This is a genomic window from Salinimicrobium maris (genome assembly GCF_049680855.1).
Lineage (GTDB): Bacteria > Bacteroidota > Bacteroidia > Flavobacteriales > Flavobacteriaceae > Salinimicrobium.
This window is the reverse complement of record NZ_JBMPGS010000003.1, coordinates 342,158-361,364: the sequence shown is the minus strand read 5'-3', so window position 1 is coordinate 361,364 and position 19,207 is coordinate 342,158. Positions and strand designations below refer to the sequence as shown.

The window sequence follows — 19,207 nt, the reverse complement described above, 5'->3', positions numbered from 1 at the left end:
TAATTATGCATCAATCCTTGTGATGTTGTATTTATTGCGGTACTGCACAGGAGAGATACCAGTGACTTTTCGAAAGGTGCTCCGGAAAGCTTTTTCATCTGAATAGCCTACATCATACATTACCTCGCTCACATTTTGACGGGAAGTTTCAAACTTCCGTTTTGCGGCCTCTATCTTTACCCGTTGCAGGTATTCAATAATGGTATTGTTTGTAGCCTTTTTAAAGCGCCGTTCCAGGCTCCTGCGGCTAATGGCAAATTTTTCGGCTATCTGCGCTACTACAATGGAGTTTTCAAAATGCTGCTCAAGAAACTCCTGCACTTGTTTTATTAAAAGATCCTCGTGATCTTTTTGTCCGCGGAACATGATAAACTGTGATTGGCTGTATTTGTCAATATCGTTCATAAAGGTTTTGGCGCTTATTATTGCCATTTCCCTACCGGCATATTTTTCCACGAGATACAACAGGAGATTGAGATAGGAATAGGCGCCGCCGCTGGTGTAAATTCCATCATCCTCGGTCATTATCTGGTCGTCCACCAGGTTGACTTTTGGAAACATTCTGCGAAACTCTGAAGCATGGATCCAGTGAGTAGAGCACTGCTTCCCGTTCAAAAGACCTGTGGAAGCAAGGTAAAAGGCGGCGACGCAAAGACTGGCGATTTCGGCGCCTTGCTTATACTGCTTTTGAAGCCAGGGTGTAAATTCCTGATTTTGCTGAAAAGTCCTCTTGAAATCATCATGTATGGCAGGAATTATAATAAGATGGGTGTGTGAAATCTCATCAATATGTTTTTCTGGATTGACAGAAAAGAGTCCGTTGGTTTGGAGGGTAGGCTTTTCCAGCCCTACCAGCTCCACCTTAAAAATGGGAGGCTTTCCCTGTTCCTTTAAAAAGCCATTCACCTGATTGAATAATTGATGTGTCCCCACAATATTTACCAGGCTGCTATGCCCTTTCGGTATTAATATAGAAACGTGCTTTTCCATAAGCCGGGAATTAAGAGAAACTAAAAATACAGAATTTTAATAAATTAGGGGTTTTGACCTTAGAAATATCTCTATGCGTATTGGTCTTCAAAAAAGGATTTTGGCGTAATTGCCCCCATGGCTTGTCGTATTCAACCCTCACCAAAATCTGCCAGTTGTACTAAATTTACAATATGTCTATGACAAAGGTTTCAAAGGTTCATAAAATGGATTTAATGAATGATGGGAAAAACGGAATTTTGTGAAAAGTTCAATGTGGCTTAGCCCGGAATGGCCTGGATTTTATCCTGGAAAATGTTACCGGCGCTGTTCAATGGTAAAATAAAAGCAAAGAAACCTTCAGGTAAATTAAAATCCTTTGTCTTTTGCGAAATCTATGAATCTCAAAGCACAACAACCAAAAAGATCAAGGAAATAGCTTTGTATGTAATGTCCTTGAAGTAAACATGCATTTTAATATTCAGGTTATGAAAAATAATATTCAGAAGATCATTCCCCACCTGTGGTTTGATAGCCAGGCAGAGGAAGCAGTTCAATTCTACACATCTATATTTAAAAATTCTGCGATGGGTGCCCGTACACACTATTCCGAAGCCGGTAAAGAATTTCATCAAAGAGAACCCGGTTCACTAATGACCCTTGGCTTTCAACTTGAAGATTTTAAATTAATTGCTTTGAATGGCGGACCTCATTTTCAGTTTAATCCTTCTGTTTCTCTTTTGGTACGCTGTGAAACTGAAGAAGAAACCGAACGGCTGTGGAAATTACTATCCAAAAATGCCAAAATAATGATGCCTTTAAACTCTTATGACTGGAGCCCAAAATATGGGTGGCTGCAGGATCGCTACGGATTGAGCTGGCAAATTATGTTTGAAAAATCATCAAGCTCCCATAAGATTGTGCCGCTGCTGTTCTTTACAGGAGAAAGGCATGGAAAGGCGGAAGAGGCTATGAACTTTTATACTTCCATCTTCAAAAATTCCCGTACAGAAGGAATTACATATTATGGAGAAGAAAACCAGTATGCGCAGGGAATGGTCATGCATGCACATTTTGAGCTAGACGGGCAAAAAATGATGGTAATGGATAGTGGAGTGGAAAATGACTTTCCCTTTAACGAAGCAGTTTCGTTTATAGTGGAGTGTAAGGATCAAGCGGAGATCGATTATTACTGGAATAAACTAACTGCAGGAGGAGATCCTGCTGCACAGCAATGCGGTTGGCTAAAAGATAAATTTGGAGTCTCGTGGCAGGTGGTGCCTCATGGAATGGAGGAAATGTTGAATGCTACCGATAAGAGAAAGTCCCTGAAGGCGATGGAAGCTATGATGCAGATGAAGAAAATCAATTTGGCAAAACTGGAGAAAGCTTTCCAGGCAGAGCCACTAAAATCCTAGAGAATGAAAAAATTGAAATTTATTTTCTGGCTTACAACAGGATTTTTATTCCTGTTTCAGGGAGTGATGCCGGCTTTAACCGGCCATACAGAAATGGCTAAAGAAGGGATAAGGCATTTAGGTTATCCTGAATACTTTGGAATGGCCTTAACCATTTTTAAGGTATTAGGTGCGCTAATACTCATTTTACCGCAAATTCCAAAGCGCCTGAAGGAATGGGGCTATGCCGGTTTCACCTTTGACTTTATTTTTGCATTTATCAGTTTATGGGCCGTAGATGGTTTTGGATTAAATATTCTGCCACCCATAATATTAATGGCAATTCTGGCGATTTCCTATTTCAGTTTTCACAAGTTAAGCAACTGGGAACCCACGGGAACTTTTGAGCGCAAAGCCCGACCTGTTTAAATCTTTCAGTCTCTGGATACAGGTAGTTTTATAAGTTAGGTATGAACAATAATCACGTTTCCTCTTTTGTGCCCTGTTTCTATATATTGATGTGCTTCTGAAAGTAATTCTAAGGGAAACTGCCGGTCAATAACGGTTTTGAGCTTTCCCGATTTATAAATGTCAAGAACAGCATTTAATAGGAAGCGCAGCTTATCATCACTCTTTGTTCCAGTGGCCTGAAAAATGGCTTTTTTCTTATGATATTTTGAGGTTTTCAGCATTTGGATAAGGAGAGATAATTTTAGCACCGGGGAAAGATAAACACCATTATCAGAAAGAACTTTACGGCATTTCCCGAAAGAGCTTTTTCCTACGCTATCATAGATAATATCATATTTTAATTTAGATTTTGTGAAATCTTCCTGATTATAATCTATAACTTTATCTGCACCCAAAGATTTCACCAATTCAGCGTTTTTGCCACTACATACTGCGGTGACATAACTTCCAAAATATTTGGCTAATTGTATTGCAGAAGTGCCTAAAGCTCCAGAAGCACCATTTATCAAAATTTTATCGCCAGCCCGTATTTTTGCTACTTCTTTGAGAAAGTTAAAAGAGGTTAAATGACCATCACCGAAGCTTGCAGCTTCTGTGTATTCCATTGCTTTGGGCATAGAAAGAATTACCCCATTTTGAGGAACCGTTAGAAATTCGGCATTGGCACTAAAACCCAGAGTGGTTTCTCCAAAAACGCGCTCTCCAACTGTAAATCTGGAGACTTTAGAACCCACCTCTTCGACTGTACCGGCAAACCCCGTTCCTGGTACGGGATGTTTGGGCCTCTTTAACCCCAGAAATAACCTGGCGAAGTAAGGCTTTCCCTGCCGCATCAAAGTGTCTGCAGTTGTAGCCGAAGAAACCTTTATTTTAACCAGTACTTCATCAGCACCGGGTTTGGGAATTTCTATCTCTTTAAGCTCAAGCACACTTGGTGCACCGTATCCTTTTGTAATCATTGCTTTCATTCCTTAATCTTTTATTTATTATTCTGATATTATAACACATGGATGAAATAGATAGGAATGGGGAAAAAATACACAAAAAAATTTATGGTCTACGACAACACCTAATACTATGCTTAAGTTGGTGTGCACCTATATTTCAAAACTGAAGGAGCAGATATGTCTTTCACGCTAATTATAATATAAATAGAATCAGAAAGATATTATGATCTGCAAAGGTCATACAGGAAAAAATCGATTCAGGAACCTAAAATACTTTTTGTTAGAGAAAAAACAAGACTCTAATAAATCAAAACAATTTATAATGAATTCAAGGGCAATGGTTTGCGAAAGTGTTTCTATTGATACTTTGAAGTGGAGGGAGTAAGTTAAATTAAATGCAGGCTTAGAACAATATTGATTAACTGTGGATTTGTTCTTGCACCAAACTCTTCCCTTAGATCTTTAAGTTTCTTTTCTATCGAGCTTTTGCTGAATGGAGCCATTCCTTTTGTTCTAAAATGATTGCTTATCTCTTCCTGTGTACAGCCTTGGGCCAAATGTTTTAAAAGTGATAAATCATATACAGATAATTCTGTGATATTTTTATTTTGAAGTGTTTGCTGAATATCCGGAGACAGATAAGTTTTTCCCTCGTAAACAGTTTCTACAGCTTGTTTCAGGTAATTCATACCGTTACGTCCTTTACAAACGTAGGCATCTACATAAGCCATTATTTTCTTAACACGTGCAGGTTGATCCTCTATGGAGTGAATGATAACTTTAACGGTTGGCATTTCTCTTTTTATAATAAATGCAAGTTCTTCTCCAGAGGCAATCTTTTCAGTCCTGTGATCCTGTCGGAATGAGAGATCGCAAATAAGCAGATCATATGGGGTGTTTTCCAAAGCGGCCTTCTTACTTTTCACATAAGCTTCATCACAATACTGCGAATAAACCACTTCCTTGACACCCATTTTTAAAAGGAATCCCGGTAATGCAGTATTTACAGCATCTACATCTTCTGCGATAAGAACTTTTTTGAACATTCTAGAAAGGAATTAATAGTTGTATGGAAATACCGGTGCTTTTTTCAATGGGGAAATTAAAAGAACCTCCAATAGAAACAATACGGTTTTCCACATTTTTGAGTCCGTTGCCATTTTTTAATTCAGTTGAAGAGAATCCTCTGCCATTGTCGTTGTAGTTAACTTGCAGTATAGAAGATTGCTCCTGGAAATTTAAGCTAACCATAGAGGCATTACTGTGTTTCTTCATGTTTACCATCAATTCCTGCAGGATACGGTGGAGGACTATTTTAGATTCCGAACTTATTTCTAACCAGGAAATGCTGTCATATCCAACCAGGTACAGCTTTACATCCTTTGGGACGCTTTGAGATAACATGTTATGTAGATCATCTTTAAAATTCACACCTGTCAGTTTTTCTTCAATGTTTTCTGTTTCTTTACTCTTCTCGTAAAGATAAGTGGCATGATCCTTTCCCTGTTCCCTGATTTCTTTTTCCGGATTATTTTGACAAGAGATAAGAAGAATCACCAGTCCAAGTACTTGAAAAAGGTTCTTTATCATGGCGCAAAAATAGGAAACCCTGTCAATTTCAGTGAATTTCAAAAAAGTAAAATTATCTGCCGTTGCTTATTAGGCATTTTTGAAATTTCCGGTTTTGCTGAAAAGGGTCTACCATCAAAAAATGCCATTTTTGAAGATGGTTATTGTAGAAAAGAATATCCCAGATAAGTTTCTTTTTTTGAAGCAAATGCATTTCGTTTATGGCAAGAATTCAAATCTAAATGGGTGGAGAAGATTTTCAGAAATATAATTTTCATGTGAAATGTGAAATTCTGGTGGAAAGATTGAATACTGTTTTTAAAATATACCTAAAAAAGGGGATTTCTTTAGGTTGTTTTGGTTTATACATTTCCAAAGTTATTCAGAAGCCATAGAAAAGCTTTCTGAACATAATTAAATTCAATTTTTAAACCTGACTTATGAAATGTAATTTCTTCAATTCCAACAGAACAAGAAAAAATTTTAATTTTCTGTCACTCCTGTTTTTGGCTTCGCTATTATTTAGCTGTTCGCCGGAGGATGACGACACGCCAGTTGACCCGGGGGGAGAGGAGACTGTACAAACTGGAGTCTTCATAGATTCGGAAGTGGCAGGATTAAATTATACCACTCCTACTCAATCGGGAACTACGAATTCTAAAGGAGAATTTAAATATTTGGATGGGGAGTTGGTAACCTTTTCTGTAGGTGATATTGCATTGGGGAGTGCCGAAGCATCTTCAGTGATGAGTCCTGTCAAGATTGCTTCCACATCAAATGCTTCTGTAGCTTCTTTGGAAGTTTTAAATATTGCTGCATTTTTACAAAGTCTTGATGCAGACAATGACCCCTCTAATGGAATCACCATTGAAGCTGGGGTAGCCGATGCAATATCGGTGGCACAAATTGATTTCACTCAGTCCATTACAAAGATTCTGGGCGATATTGTGGCTGAGGTCAATGAAGCAACCGGTTCAAATCTCGTACCTGTTTACCCCAACGATGCAGGAGAGCATCTTTCCGAATCTTTAGGAGAACCGTATGAATCTCAGGATTTCGCATTTGAATATTTTATTCCCACCCTGGAGACCTACAATAGTATTCCAAGAACAGCAATATACTGGGTGCATGAAACTGATGAGTCAGGAAAACTTTTAAAGTCATACAAGTATGAAAGACGCCCCAACAGGTTAATTCATGAGATTACTTACCACACCTATAATGAATTTGGCCAGCCTACAAGTTTTGATCGTGTCTATTCAGAAAACGGAGTCATAATTCAATCTGTTCGGGTTCAGGTAGCCTATGCTGAAGATCACCAGATCGAGGCGTTTTCCTATCATGCTCCTGCCGACGGACCTGCCTCATCTACAGAAGAATTTGTGGCCTTTGATGAAGAAAACAGGGTGACAGAAATGCATTACTATGACCATAATGGAAATTTTATTTTGAGAGAAGTATATGTCTTAAATGAAGCAGGAAACAAAATTTCCGAAACTCGCTACAGTACTAAAACGGGTACGAATGAGGAGGACGTTTTGGTTCATATGCAATATGAATACAATGAGGCAGGGGAGATTAAAAAGCAATATGGAACGGACGCACGAGGATATCAGGAATTTGACTTTTTCTACCGGGCAGATCATACCCTCGAGAAATCTGTTCGAATTCTGGTAAAAAACGATGGAAACCAAAGGGAAGATATTTATTTTTATGATGAAAATGAAGAGGTTACCCGACTTGAAATAACTGAAGGCGATTACGTTAGCGAGTATATTTCCTTTTTCGAAAATGGAGATCCTCATGTGGTAGAAACTTATTATAAAGAATTTTTATATGAAATAATCACCTTTTCTGAAGATGGATCTTCCATTTGGAAAACCATTTCAGAAGATGACAATTCTTATAAACTGGAATACAAAGATGCAGACGGGAATATCTATAAAACCGAATTTTATGATGCCAATGGCAATCTCTTAAGCACTACGTAAACTCAGGTAGCTTGAAAAATGGGCCGCCTAAGGTGTCAAAAATGGCATTTCTAGGCGGCTTTTTAAATCAATTTATTCTTCTTGAGCTAAAATTGGGATTGGAAAGATTTCGAAGGCTTTTTTATAAGTATGAGAAGCAAAAAATAATTGGTAAGAGGCTTCAAAAAGTCATTTTTGGTGAAGAAAGCTATTCTTTTCTGTTGAAAATGTGAAAATGCACACAAATTTTGCTTTTTACCTGCTGTTCATTTGTTTAACCCCAACAATTTTATTTTCACTATCAAAAATGATCTTCAAATACTCTTTTTCAAATTCCGAACTGTCGGTTTTATAACCCAGGGTGAAAGTTGCCCAGCCGCTTCCGTCAGGTCCGGGATAATTATTTATGGACATGATGCCAGTCTCGTGGGTGCTGTCCAGGTTGTTCATTAATGTCTTTACCTGTTTGTCTGTCAACATTCTTCGGACTGAATCTGAGAAGAAGAATTTTGCATCCTCCATGTTTCCTTCCTTTAATACCTGCAAAAATTCGTATGATAGGTTATATAAAATGTCGAATCTATTCTCCTCTTGCTTTTTGGAAGGATTCCACATGTGAAGCCGCATTTTTTGAGACGGCTCTATCTTTAATAATCCCGTTCGTTTCAATAGTTCTGTAGATAAAATGATTTTGGTACTGTCATTTGGATGCCACTCAATTTTCTTTTTATAAGCCGCTTTGGCACCTGATTGAATGTGCCGGGAGAGCTTTTCTTCCACATCGGGTTCTCCATATAATGCTGTCATTGATTTTTCCAGATCCTTAAACTTTTCTATAATAACCTTTTGAAAGCTCTTGCGCTTTCTTTCATTAAAAGTCGCTTTTTTAGAATGTCTCATTTCATCCCATTCATAAATAACATCGGTCAACGTAGAGTCACTGGCTCTATAAGAATAAGTTGAAAGTATTTCAAGGCCGCTTTTGTCTTCTCGAAGAAACTGGATTGGAGGTGCATGTCCTGTAATACTAACGAATTTAAAAGGTTCAGGGATTCTTACGCTTTCCATTTCTTCTTCTGCCTGAATATATTCTGCTAAAGAGGTATGATGAATATCTAATAATTCCTGCCCAAAGATAGAAGATCCAAGAAGTAACAATAAAAGGTGCATTTTTCGTCTCATGAAATTTTTTTGAAAAAGAAATGTATGTAAATATAATTTATACAATTTGGTTGTGCCTACCTTTTTGTTGTTTCTTCCTGATCTTCTGAAATTTCAGGATTTGTAGATTACCTAAAAGATATGCTTTCTGTGCAGGAAATGGCCGTTATAGAGATGAATAAGGGGCAAGGTTCTGGGATATGAATTCAGCATTTATTTTCGTGATTTTTTTCATGATATGACTGGGGTTTAAATCCTAAAACCTGTTAAAGCACTTTCTGGGATTACTCAATTTATTAATCTTTGTAATTGGTTTTGTTTGATTTTCAGAAGAAGTAGCAGGACAATTGTCTTTGGTTAAGCCTGAATCTCTCACATAATACAGAAAACATCCTCATGTTTGGAATAAGTGATATCCCCAAGTTTTTTCTTGCCTTTTTTCTGGTAATGCCGTTGATCTCTATTCTTCATGAAGGGGGGCACGTATTCTTTGCCTGGCTAATGGGTGGCAAAAATATAAAGGTAAGTATTGGTACAGGAAAACCAATTTTCAGCTGGGGAATGCTCGAGGTGCGTAAATATTATTTTTGGTATGGACTCTGTACTTTTGAAAACCTTAAAGTAAAAAGAAAATGGGCAAATATACTTATTTTTGGAGGTGGTAGCCTTTTTAACTTGATAAGCGTACTTGCTGTAATGATGCTGGTGGAACAACAATTAATAGAAACAAATATTTTCACCTATCAATTCACTTATTTTTCCCTCTATTACATTTTTTTTGCACTTCTCCCCATGCCATATCCAGATGGTAATTACAGCGATGGAAAAATTATGCTCGATTTATTAAGGGGTAAACATTCCATTATCACCGAAAAAACCTTCCGCGTGCAATGGAATGCTGAAAAAGAAGAATGGCATGTTCTTAATCACGAAAGTGAATTTATCCAGGGCTTCCGGGATGAGGAGGAAGCTTTTGATAAAGCGAAAGAAATTGCTCAGTACTCAAGGCCCAGTAGAATTATAAATATTAAGGACGGAAAGGAAAGGGAAGTGCATAATTACCCCAGAATTCCACTTTAGTTCTATTTTGTTACCCACAAAGGCACCCCAAAGTTTGCATTAAAGATTTCTTCTGTAACGCTTCCAACCGCAAAAGGGGAGAAGGTATTACCACCTTTATCTGATATCACTAGCAGGTCTGCATCTGATTTTTTGATGTTGGCAATCAATTTTTGTGCAGCACCAGACTCTCTTCCTAAGAATGTCAAAGGTTCAATAGGTCCTGTGTAGTTCACTTTTTTAATATACTTTTCTATTTTCTCTTTCACATGTTTTTCTACTCTGGGAGCCATCGACTCAGGTGAAACATATGGAGAGAATTGCACCGGTACACTGTAAACATGAGCTAATTTCAATGATGTACCGTCTTGTTCCTGCAAGACCCTGGTAACATTAAAAACCTTTCGAGATTCGGGAGAAAAATCTGTTCCTGCCCAGATTTCTTCAATTCTTGGCTTCGCGGCTCGTGGCACTGCTAAAAGATCACACCTCAAAAGGCGTAGTAGCTTGCTGCTTACTAAACCTGTACCTTTTTCATGTTTTTTATTTCCAACTATGGCTAGTTGAATGAGGTATTTATCAACTACATATTTGATCAGGGATTCACTGTATGGATCTTCAGAAATTAAAACTTCCCATTCTACATTAGCTTTAAAATGCTCCTGAACCTTTTCATTAAGCTCATCACCTATGGCTTCATCAAGATTAACGTCCTTAAGTTGTTCTTCAAAAAGTTCTGAAATTTCATATTTTTTGATGTTATGGACAAAATATACTTTTTCGGCTTTTAATCTATCTGCAATGAAAGAAGCATATTTAATGAGTACTTCATCAAGATCTGAAAGGTCTAGTGCAACAAGTATGTTTTTATATGTTTTCATAGGTGTAAATTATTGATTAGGATTGGATTTTCCGGTGCCACGTTTTTTGATGATGTCTGCCACCCTTTCCTCGTAACTTTCCCATTCCTTTTGGGCTTTACGTTCTTCAAATTGCTGATGTTCGTCCCGCAGGGCAGTATAAAGGGAGTAACACATGAACAGAAGAATAAAGGCAAAGGGAAGTCCTGTTGCTATAGAGGCCGTCTGCAAAGCCTGTAGACCTCCGCCAATGAGCAAAACCGCCGCCACCGTACCTTCGGCAACAGCCCAGAATATTCTTTGTCCTACAGGTGCATCGATTTTCCCTCCAGAAGTAAGACTATCCACCACCAGCGAACCGGAATCTGAGGAGGTAACGAAAAATCCTGCGATAAGAATCACCCCTATAACATTAAGTACCACGGCAAAAGGATAATCTTCAAGAAAAACGAACAAGGCCGTCGCTACATTATCATCTACTGCATTAAATACAGCCTGATCTCCTAATAAAGCCTGTTGAATTGAAGTACTTCCGAAGGCAGTAATCCAGAAAAAAGTGATAAGAGAAGGGACGATAAGCACCCCGAGGATAAATTCTTTAATGCTGCGTCCTTTTGAAATACGGGCAATGAACATTCCCACAAATGGAGACCAGGCGATCCACCAGCCCCAGTAAAAAACTGTCCACGCATTTTGCCAGTTATCCCCAGTATAACTTTCTGTCCAGGTCGAAATTTGCAAAAAGCTATAAAAGTAATTCCCTGTGTTTTGAACAAAGGACTGAAATATAAATATAGTAGGTCCCAGAAGAACTACCAGTAGCAATAATAATACTGCTATTCGCATATTCCATTCACTTAAAAACTTTACCCCTTTATCTACACCCAGTACTACTGAAGCTGTGGCAATTAGAGTAATTCCCGCTATTAAAGAGACTTGTGTGACAATTCCACTGCTTAGGCCAAAAACATGGGCCAGACCTGCGGCTATTTGCTGTACTCCCAGCCCCAGCGATGTTGCTAATCCAAAAAGGGTTGCCAGAACTGCAAAAATATCAATAATGTCTCCTCTCTTCCCGTAGATCTTATCGCCGAGGAGTGGATAGAATACCGAACGAATGGTCAATGGGAGTCCGTGGGAGTAAGTGAAATAAGCAAGGGAAAGACCGACAAGAGCATAAACTCCCCAGGCGTGAAATCCCCAATGCAAAAAGGTGAAATTCATGGCCTCCTGCGCTGCAAGAGGAGTTCCTCCCTCTGTTAAAGGTGGATTCATAAAATGCGTTACCGGTTCTGCTATACTCCAAAACAATAATCCAATTCCCATTCCCGCACTAAAAAGCATCGCAAACCACGAGAGGGTTTTAAATTCCGGGCGAGCGTCTTTTCCGCCTATCCTAATATTGCCATACTTGCTAAACGCGAGATAAAGAACGAATATGAGAAAGACATTTACACACAGCACGAAGAACCAGCCCACTGTGTTAGAAATGAAATCCTGAATTTCATTGAAGTAATTTTCAGCCTGTTCCTCGAAAATAAGAGTGAGAGCAATACTAATTATTATGAAAATGGAAGAAGTAAAGAACACCGGTCCATTCACATCCAATCCCATGATGGATTTTCTTTCGTCGCTTCTAACAATTTTTTTGGCCATAAAATGTGTTTTTAATTCTAAGTAGTTCTTTGTGATTTTTAAAAATAATACCCAATATTAATATTGAACCTTGCCTCCCAATTCGCACCTGGAGTTCCACGGCTAAAATCATCCACATAATTTCCGCCCAACCAGGAATGGTTAAAACCGGCAGCATAATCAATATAAGTGTATATATTCCCTGCAGTTACAAGTATGCCGGTCACATTCATCGCAGAATCTTCAAAATCTTCTACTTCTTTCTGCATATATCCAAAATCATTGTAAAACTGCAGCGCTGAAACCGGACCCCACTTTACAGGTACAGCTCTTGAAAGAGTAAGAGTATACATATTGAAGTCTGCTGCAACTTCATAGGGTGCTCCATAAGCTGCCATTAAAATTACCTCCCGGGAAGCGCCGGTTGTATTAATGGGATTGTGGGCGATGTTCATAAATTCCGCTTTAAGATTCCATTTTTGATAAGTAGCTTCGTAGTGCAGAGCTAATCCATGGTGGTCCCCCTTTTCTTTAGTATCGAGGTTGTAAAGGCTTCCGTATTGACCGGAAATTCCTAATCTTTGCTGGAAGTTTTCCCCGAATTTGAAAATAAACTTTCCATTAAATTGATTAATCTCTTTATTTCTGCCTGCCACGTCATAAGAATATCTGGCAGGAGAAATTTCTGAAATATTCCCAAAACTCAATTCTTCTGCATTTTTGAAAAAGCCCAGGTGGTATTCTGTTTTTTCTCCCAGGTGAATATATTTGATCCCCATATCGTGATCATCCTCCAGCCCTACATAATAGGAGAGATTAAAAAACCAGTTATTGGAATTATACTGCTGAATTCCAAATGGCACCTGCGTAAGCCCCAGTTGTATTTCATCAATTTCGCTAAAGCGATATCCAAACCAGCCCTGTTTTAGCATTCCTCCACCAAAAGCCTCAGAATAGAAACGGTATTCAGCGTTCAGGTAAATCCCTTGATAAGCTGCATTGGCATTGATCCTAAACATATCATATCCAAAGTCTCCACCTCTTGTTTTCTGCTCCGGCTTCCAGGAGGAAAGGTTATAGTTAAAGCGAAGGGCACCACCAACCGAAACTTGTGGGGCTTCCTGAGCATTGACCTCATCTATAAATACTGCTCCTGTAATAAGAAGGAATAAGATAAGCAGATGTTTAATTTCTAAATCCATACCTAATCAATTGGTATTTTAAAATTAGGATTTAAGAATGGGAAGTCATTTTATATTGTGATAAAATAATGTTAAGTGGTTTTGCCCATCTTGTCAAGTATTCAAAACTTAACCTTTAATTCGCTTTGGCTCTTAAAAATTCAAGGTTGAAAATTTGGACATGAAAACCGTGATTTAGCAAGAAACACGGTAAAAATTATGGAAAATTTAAGAAAATAGCCTAATGAGCATTTGAAATGTTAAAGGAGTTATAAGATTGGTTGGTCTCTTCATAAAATGGAAATTTGATGTTCTATCTTTAATCTTTGGATTCAAGATTTTAAGTTAATAGTTAGGATTATTTATTCCGTTCTGTATAGAAAATAATGGAAAAGGATATGAAACAAGTAGCGGGGAAAAGGGAAAGTAGACATGTTAACTTTAAGCAAATGTTTGAAGATTCTCCTGTTGCATTTTACACTTGTGAAGCCGATGGTATCATAACCTACTATAATAAAGCGGCAGCGGAACTTTGGGGCAGGAAGCCCATTGTAGGTAAGGAACTTTGGTGTGGCTCCTGGAAAATGTATTATCCCGATGGTACTCCCATGCCCGTGGAAGAAAGTCCCGTGGCTAAGACTTTGAAAACTGGAATTGCTCAGAAAAATATCTCTATTCGAATTGAGAAATCCGGCGGTGGTTTTAGAACCCTTCTGGTTTTTCCGCAACCACAGTTTAATGAGAGGCATGAATTAACCGGTAGCTGCAACACTCTTGTAGATATAACCGAGCAACAGCAGGATTATGTGAAGCAGGCTACACTTTCAGCTATCGTGGAATCTTCAGATGATGCCATTATAAGTAAAAATTTAAATGGAATTATTACCAGCTGGAATCATGGAGCCGAACGCATCTTCGGCTATTCCGAATGTGAAGCACTTGGTCAACATATCACTCTCTTAATTCCAAAAAACCGTTTGGGTGAAGAAAAGGATATTATTTCCAACATTAGAAATGGGAAAAGGGTAGATCATATAGATACTATTCGTATTGACAAAAGTGGCCGGGAAATTCCTATTTCTGTAAGCGTATCACCTATCAAAGATGCTCATGGGAAGATCGTGGGAGCATCAAAGGTAGCAAGAGATATTACAGACAGGTTAAATGTAGAAGAAAAGCAGGCGATGCTTTCGGCTATAGTTGAATCGTCGGATGATGCCATCGTTAGTAAAAATTTAGAAGGTATCATCATGAGTTGGAACCGAGGAGCGGAACAGATATTTGGCTATTCTGAAGAAGAAGCTATAGGAAGATCTATTACGATGCTTATTCCCGAGGAAAGACTGATGGAAGAAGATGTAATTCTCGGCCGAATAAGGAGTGGAAGTAAAATTGATCATTTTGAAACGATCCGACGTCATAAATCTGGTAAAGAAATACCTGTTTCCATCACTGTTTCTCCAATAAAAGATAGGCGGGGTAATATCATTGGTGCCTCAAAAGTAGCCAGGGATATTTCAGCACAGGTGGAATCACAGATTGCTATGGAAAGTTATATTAAAAACCTGGAGACTTTAAATACCATAGGGAAAAGTATTTCTGAGCATCTGGATGTTAAAGGAATTCTACAACGGGTGACAGATGCCACTACTACATTAACCGGTGCAGCTTATGGTGCTTTTTATTATAACAATGTAGATGATAATGGAGACAGCTTTGAGCTATTCACACTTGCCGGGTTGCCGCCTGAGACTATTGCGAATATGAAAAAGCTCGGTCAAACTGAAGTAATTAGACGCACACTGGTAGATAAGCAGGTAATTCGCCTAAGTGATATTACAAAAACTTCGAGTCCTGATGAGAATAATATCTACGATGGAACGCCAAAAGAATCTTCCGGTATGAGGAGTTATCTGGCCGTACCAGTAGTTTCAAAGTCTGGAGCGGTCATTGGAGGACTAGTATATGAACATCCTGATCAAGGAATGTTCACTGAAGAACACGAATTAATGGTTGTGAACATTGCTGCGCAAGCCGCAGTTTCTCTTGATAATTCCAGGCTTTTTGAGCAGGTAAAGTCCCTAAGTGATAAAAAAGATGAATTTATAGCACTGGCGAGCCATGAGCTAAAAACACCTCTTACGACAATCAAAGGTTATTTGCAGGTGCTGGCGAAAACAGAAAAGGAAAAGATGTCGGCACTTTTTCTAAAAAAATCACTTTATCAAGTCGATAAATTAAATACTCTTGTAGAAGATTTGCTCAATATGTCCAGAATAGAAGCCGGAAGATTGGACTTTTCTCTGGAGGTGTTTGATCTTAAAGAAATGCTACAGGAGATTATTGAAACTTTCAGGTACTCCACAAAAACCCACAAAATCGTAGAAACTTTAGGAGGCACCACTGCTTATATTGAAGGAGATAAGCAGCGTATTGAACAGGCGATCTTGAATTTCTTAACCAATGCGATAAAGTATTCCCCCAAAGCAGATGCAATTTATGTCAATTTAGAAGTAGTAGGTAATAACGTGACTGTGCGTGTAAGAGACAAGGGGATAGGTCTTACAGAGGAGCAAAAGAACCAGCTGTTCACTCGGTTTTATCGTGCAGAAAATACTCAGGGGATAAGTGGGTTAGGATTGGGATTATATCTTACCAAGCAAATCATTGATCGTCATAACGGGGTTATTGAAGTGAGCAGTGAATATGGCAAGGGATCTGAATTCTATTTCACCCTACCTATGAGCGCAGAAAAGCATAAAGAAATAAAAGGCAATCTAGAAGTATCAGGGTAGGGGGTGTGACAATTCAAAAATAATTATATGAAAGAAATTTTTATAGTTGAAGATGATGAGGGAATTCGGGAATTGATAGAGTTCCTGCTGGTGAGTCATAATTATTCAGTAAAAACTTTCCCCTCTGCCAGGTCTTTTCAGAAAATAGTTCCTCAAGAAATTCCCGACCTGTTTTTGCTAGACATAATGCTGCCCGACGGCAACGGACTGGATCTTTGCAAAGACCTGAAGAAAAAAGAAGTCACCAAAAAAATTCCGGTGCTACTAATGTCTGCCCATGCAAATATTAATAAATTAGAAGGAGCCGATGATTTTATAGCCAAACCCTTTGATATTGAAGAATTACTGCAGCGTATAAGGAAACAATTAGATTAATTATTACGCAAAGAAAATCCTTTTGAATTTTGAAAGATTGAGCTTCAATTTTTTATAATGAGAAAGCTCCTTGAAATCCTGATTACAAAATAAATTAAAAGTAAGGGTAAAAGGAATAGGAAGGGCAATAGTAGTGACAAAATAAGATTTCATAGCTACCGCATTGGTCTCGCTTCAATTTTTAACTTTGGATTAGAAGCAAAATGGTTGCGATGGATTATAATTCAATTTGTTGCCCATTTAGAGAGGACTGGTTCAATTTTTCAATATAGCAGAATTCACCTCCGTTAGTGTTATCTTACCTTATAAAGCGTAGTTACTAACACTCCTTTAAAACCAAAAGATGGAACAGATAGTAATTGTTTTTCTTCTTTGACTTTGAAGTTAAATGGTGAAGCGTTAAGAATTACTCCACTTTGCTTTTTTAGTCGGGTACCCTGTCCGGAAATAATATCCTTATTGGGTTCAAAATCTTCTGTCGGCAAATGTTCGGTTAAAATTACATACCTAAAATCATACAATTTTTCCACTACTCTTTGAATTTCCACGTTGGATAGATGTTGCAAAACCTGCCTTATCAATGCGCAATCACCAGAAGGCAATTTATCCTTTGAAATGTCTAAAGCATAGAATTCCAAATTGGCGGCTCTAAATTTTTTTCGATTATGCGCTATAAGATTTGGAACTATATCTAGTGCGATGTATTTATTAGCGTACTTTACCAGTTCTTTGCCAATGTTGAAATCTCCACAACCCAAATCGCAAACTACCGGGGGAGTTTTAAAATTTCTTAAAAAATCGGATATTACAGCTATATATGGATTTACTGTTTCAGGATGATGTGAGCCAAGGCCAGAGTAAAATTGAGATTTTTTACCACCCCACAGGTTATTTTCATATATCTGCACCATAGCATCTTTAGTCGGCCACGGCTTCTTTAATTGTCTGTTTTTTGTCATCTTTTATGAGGAGGGTGTAAGATAAAGCCCCTATGAAACAAAAACAAATCATCAAGAACAAAAATATATCTGCTCATTACTACTGTTTAAAATCCATTTTATCCACTTTGCAATATTTCGGTGCTCAAAATAATTATAAAAATATAAACCCGGAAGATCAAAAAGTAAATCTAGCCGAAAAGTGGGTGCCAGAAATGCCATTTTTTAAGGGTATTATTGAAAAAAATTAATTCGTGACTTTGTCTCCAAGGAAAGCAGAAATGCTTTTACTCAAGAAGAGAAATCCCAACTTTGAGGACCATTCCTTTAGGGAAATTGAATGGTATTCTACCGGAAAAGGAAAAAAATCTTACTTTCAGGAGTAAATTTGTTTTCCCTGTGAAAAAAGCGAAGAAGAAGTACATCAAATATTTTCCTATTCTGGGTTGTATTTCCACCGGCCTCATTTATATGGCCATAGGTGTAATTGCTATTCTTTCCCTGTTAAGACTTAAAGAGGGCGGCGCTTCCAAAAACAGCCTACTAGCCTATGTACAGGAACTGCCGGGGGGTGAAATTATCATCTGGGCCATACTGTTGGGAATGCTCTGTTATATTGCCTGGCGAATCTATGAATCATTTAGCGATCCCTACCAATATGGAAATAGCTGGAAAGGAATTACCCGTCGTACCGGGATAGGTCTCAGCTCTTTTGCCGATGCACTTATCGCATACTCTGCGCTGGTAGTTTTATTGGGGACAGCAAATTATTCTGAACAGTCCTGAGCAGAAGAGGGAAATGACGGCTAACATTTTAAATTACGGTTGGGGCAAATGGCTAATTGTGGGGGTAGGTGCTTTCATAGCTTTGATTGCTGCAGTGCAATTATTTTACGGAATTACCCGTGGGTATCGGGAGCGTTTAGATATTGTAGAATTTGGCAGGAAAAAAAAGTCCGTCATCTTTTTTCTTGGATTCACCGGCTATGTTGCCCGTGGGGTGATTTTAGGTATTATTGGCTTCTTTTTTATCAAATCGGGTATACTTAAAGATCCTAGTTATGTCGTTAATACAGATAAAGCCTTTAATTTTATAGGCGATCACATTGGAAAGATTCCCTTTGCCATAGTTGCCTTCGGAATTATTTGCTACGGACTTTTTATGTTCGTCCTCGGTATCACCTATGATTTAGATAATGATCCTTCAGATCCGAATTTCCATCCGCAGAAAGGTTAAAGTTAATCACAATATGATTCTGCTTTGTCGTGGAAAAAGCTGTTCCTCGAAAAGGGCAAATAAACTTTATAAAAAATGAAAAACCCCGTAAATCCTAGGATTCCGGGGTTTTTGATTGAGTTTGATACTCAAAAAGTGGAGTCGGAGGGGTTCGAACCCTCGTCCAAACAAGCAACTCAATTGCTTTCTACACGTTTAGTTTTCACTTGGTTGTCGATGCAAAGCCGGCCGAAAACCACCAACTTTACACGTATCCTCGCTTAAAGTTCAGAATCTTATCAAGGCCCTAAGATCCCTATATTTACTTTACCGGTGCCTCTGGTGTGGACGCCGTAAATCAAGGCTTCCACGAGACATCTTGGCTCCCTGCCTTGCAGGGACTAAGTATAACCTACTATAATTCGGTTATGCAGCCAAGGCGTAGTTATTCTCGCCGTTTAAAAAAGTGTGAAAAATGAGATTTACGAGCTGTTTCCCAGCGCTCGACGTGCTTACAACTCAGTTAGACTCGCTGTCAAAACCAAGTCGACCCCATTATGTAAAGAACTTATATATTTAATTATTTCCGCGAAGATTGTATTGCATTTTTCATGCCAGGTTTGTAGGCGTTCCCACTTCAGTCAAAACTTCAAATTCAATCAAT

The 19,207-nt window shown here is 38.3% G+C and carries 19 protein-coding genes and 1 other RNA gene; 10 read left to right on the top strand and 10 right to left on the bottom strand.

The window, feature by feature from the left end; genetic code table 11:
- Nucleotides 1-3 precede the first annotated feature (3 nt).
- A complete protein-coding gene (locus ACOV1Q_RS12120; RefSeq protein WP_424494657.1) occupies nucleotides 4-990 on the bottom strand; it encodes a GlxA family transcriptional regulator in 987 nt (328 codons plus the stop codon).
- 270 nt (nucleotides 991-1,260) lie between these two features.
- On the opposite strand from ACOV1Q_RS12120, the gene ACOV1Q_RS12115 reads away from it, so the two are divergent.
- From ACOV1Q_RS12115 to ACOV1Q_RS12105, 3 genes are read left to right on the top strand one after another with little or no spacing between them, the layout of a single operon-like run.
- Nucleotides 1,261-1,434: a hypothetical protein gene (locus tag ACOV1Q_RS12115; RefSeq protein ID WP_424494656.1), complete on the top strand. Its 174-nt coding sequence runs from the start codon at nucleotides 1,261-1,263 to the stop codon at nucleotides 1,432-1,434.
- 23 nt (nucleotides 1,435-1,457) lie between these two features.
- Complete coding sequence (locus tag ACOV1Q_RS12110; RefSeq protein WP_424494655.1) at nucleotides 1,458-2,387, top strand: VOC family protein; 930 nt, start codon at nucleotides 1,458-1,460, stop codon at nucleotides 2,385-2,387.
- 3 nt (nucleotides 2,388-2,390) lie between these two features.
- The gene (locus ACOV1Q_RS12105) at nucleotides 2,391-2,795 is read left to right on the top strand and encodes a DoxX family protein (protein ID WP_424494654.1); all 405 of its coding nucleotides are present in this window, start codon (nucleotides 2,391-2,393) and stop codon (nucleotides 2,793-2,795) included.
- A 35-nt stretch (nucleotides 2,796-2,830) separates the two neighbouring features.
- Here the strand turns inward: ACOV1Q_RS12105 and ACOV1Q_RS12100 are convergent, their stop codons facing one another.
- The 3 genes from ACOV1Q_RS12100 to ACOV1Q_RS12090 all read right to left on the bottom strand — a co-directional run bounded on the left by ACOV1Q_RS12100 (nucleotide 2,831) and on the right by ACOV1Q_RS12090 (nucleotide 5,416).
- Nucleotides 2,831-3,805, bottom strand: a complete 975-nt coding sequence (locus ACOV1Q_RS12100; protein ID WP_424494653.1) for an NAD(P)-dependent alcohol dehydrogenase — start codon at nucleotides 3,803-3,805, stop codon at nucleotides 2,831-2,833.
- A 365-nt stretch (nucleotides 3,806-4,170) separates the two neighbouring features.
- Nucleotides 4,171-4,830, bottom strand: coding sequence for a DNA-binding response regulator (locus ACOV1Q_RS12095; protein ID WP_424494652.1), 660 nt, complete (start codon nucleotides 4,828-4,830; stop codon nucleotides 4,171-4,173).
- A 1-nt stretch (nucleotide 4,831) separates the two neighbouring features.
- The gene (locus ACOV1Q_RS12090) at nucleotides 4,832-5,416 is read right to left on the bottom strand and encodes a sensor histidine kinase (RefSeq protein ID WP_424494651.1); all 585 of its coding nucleotides are present in this window, start codon (nucleotides 5,414-5,416) and stop codon (nucleotides 4,832-4,834) included.
- Nucleotides 5,417-5,793: 377 nt separating this feature from the next.
- Here ACOV1Q_RS12090 and ACOV1Q_RS12085 point away from each other — a divergent pair, with 377 nt between their 5' ends.
- Nucleotides 5,794-7,344, top strand: a complete 1,551-nt coding sequence (locus tag ACOV1Q_RS12085; protein ID WP_424494650.1) for a hypothetical protein — start codon at nucleotides 5,794-5,796, stop codon at nucleotides 7,342-7,344.
- A gap of 234 nt (nucleotides 7,345-7,578) precedes the next feature.
- Here ACOV1Q_RS12085 and ACOV1Q_RS12080 read toward each other — a convergent pair whose 3' ends face one another.
- A complete protein-coding gene (locus ACOV1Q_RS12080; protein ID WP_424494649.1) occupies nucleotides 7,579-8,505 on the bottom strand; it encodes a hypothetical protein in 927 nt (308 codons plus the stop codon).
- 375 nt (nucleotides 8,506-8,880) lie between these two features.
- On the opposite strand from ACOV1Q_RS12080, the gene ACOV1Q_RS12075 reads away from it, so the two are divergent.
- Entirely contained in the window at nucleotides 8,881-9,564 is a 684-nt protein-coding gene (locus ACOV1Q_RS12075) for a site-2 protease family protein (RefSeq protein ID WP_424494648.1), read from the top strand.
- Between the two features lie 2 nt (nucleotides 9,565-9,566).
- Here ACOV1Q_RS12075 and ACOV1Q_RS12070 read toward each other — a convergent pair whose 3' ends face one another.
- From ACOV1Q_RS12070 to ACOV1Q_RS12060, 3 genes are read right to left on the bottom strand one after another with little or no spacing between them, the layout of a single operon-like run.
- Nucleotides 9,567-10,424 carry a universal stress protein gene (locus ACOV1Q_RS12070; RefSeq protein ID WP_424494647.1) on the bottom strand — a complete coding sequence of 286 codons (858 nt, stop codon included), beginning with the start codon at nucleotides 10,422-10,424 and terminating at the stop codon, nucleotides 9,567-9,569.
- A 9-nt stretch (nucleotides 10,425-10,433) separates the two neighbouring features.
- Nucleotides 10,434-12,059, bottom strand: a complete 1,626-nt coding sequence (locus tag ACOV1Q_RS12065; RefSeq protein ID WP_424494646.1) for a BCCT family transporter — start codon at nucleotides 12,057-12,059, stop codon at nucleotides 10,434-10,436.
- A gap of 38 nt (nucleotides 12,060-12,097) precedes the next feature.
- A complete protein-coding gene (locus ACOV1Q_RS12060) occupies nucleotides 12,098-13,240 on the bottom strand; it encodes a hypothetical protein (protein ID WP_424494645.1) in 1,143 nt (380 codons plus the stop codon).
- 377 nt (nucleotides 13,241-13,617) lie between these two features.
- On the opposite strand from ACOV1Q_RS12060, the gene ACOV1Q_RS12055 reads away from it, so the two are divergent.
- Both ACOV1Q_RS12055 and ACOV1Q_RS12050 read left to right on the top strand, forming a co-directional pair.
- Nucleotides 13,618-16,014 carry a sensor histidine kinase gene (locus ACOV1Q_RS12055; RefSeq protein ID WP_424494644.1) on the top strand — a complete coding sequence of 799 codons (2,397 nt, stop codon included), beginning with the start codon at nucleotides 13,618-13,620 and terminating at the stop codon, nucleotides 16,012-16,014.
- A 27-nt stretch (nucleotides 16,015-16,041) separates the two neighbouring features.
- Complete coding sequence (locus ACOV1Q_RS12050; protein ID WP_424494643.1) at nucleotides 16,042-16,389, top strand: response regulator transcription factor; 348 nt, start codon at nucleotides 16,042-16,044, stop codon at nucleotides 16,387-16,389.
- A 293-nt stretch (nucleotides 16,390-16,682) separates the two neighbouring features.
- On the opposite strand, the gene ACOV1Q_RS12045 is transcribed toward ACOV1Q_RS12050, so the two are convergent.
- Nucleotides 16,683-17,348, bottom strand: a complete 666-nt coding sequence (locus tag ACOV1Q_RS12045; RefSeq protein ID WP_424494642.1) for a class I SAM-dependent methyltransferase — start codon at nucleotides 17,346-17,348, stop codon at nucleotides 16,683-16,685.
- 32 nt (nucleotides 17,349-17,380) lie between these two features.
- Here ACOV1Q_RS12045 and ACOV1Q_RS12040 point away from each other — a divergent pair, with 32 nt between their 5' ends.
- From ACOV1Q_RS12040 to ACOV1Q_RS12030, 3 genes are all read left to right on the top strand, one after another.
- Nucleotides 17,381-17,578 carry a hypothetical protein gene (locus ACOV1Q_RS12040; protein ID WP_424494641.1) on the top strand — a complete coding sequence of 66 codons (198 nt, stop codon included), beginning with the start codon at nucleotides 17,381-17,383 and terminating at the stop codon, nucleotides 17,576-17,578.
- A gap of 148 nt (nucleotides 17,579-17,726) precedes the next feature.
- The gene (locus tag ACOV1Q_RS12035) at nucleotides 17,727-18,113 is read left to right on the top strand and encodes a DUF1206 domain-containing protein (RefSeq protein ID WP_424494640.1); all 387 of its coding nucleotides are present in this window, start codon (nucleotides 17,727-17,729) and stop codon (nucleotides 18,111-18,113) included.
- Nucleotides 18,114-18,126: 13 nt separating this feature from the next.
- On the top strand, nucleotides 18,127-18,564 hold the full coding sequence (locus tag ACOV1Q_RS12030) for a DUF1206 domain-containing protein (RefSeq protein WP_424494639.1): 438 nt from the start codon (nucleotides 18,127-18,129) through the stop codon (nucleotides 18,562-18,564).
- A 133-nt stretch (nucleotides 18,565-18,697) separates the two neighbouring features.
- Here the strand turns inward: ACOV1Q_RS12030 and ssrA are convergent.
- Nucleotides 18,698-19,097: a transfer-messenger RNA gene (gene ssrA / locus ACOV1Q_RS12025) on the bottom strand.
- Nucleotides 19,098-19,207 lie beyond the last annotated feature (110 nt).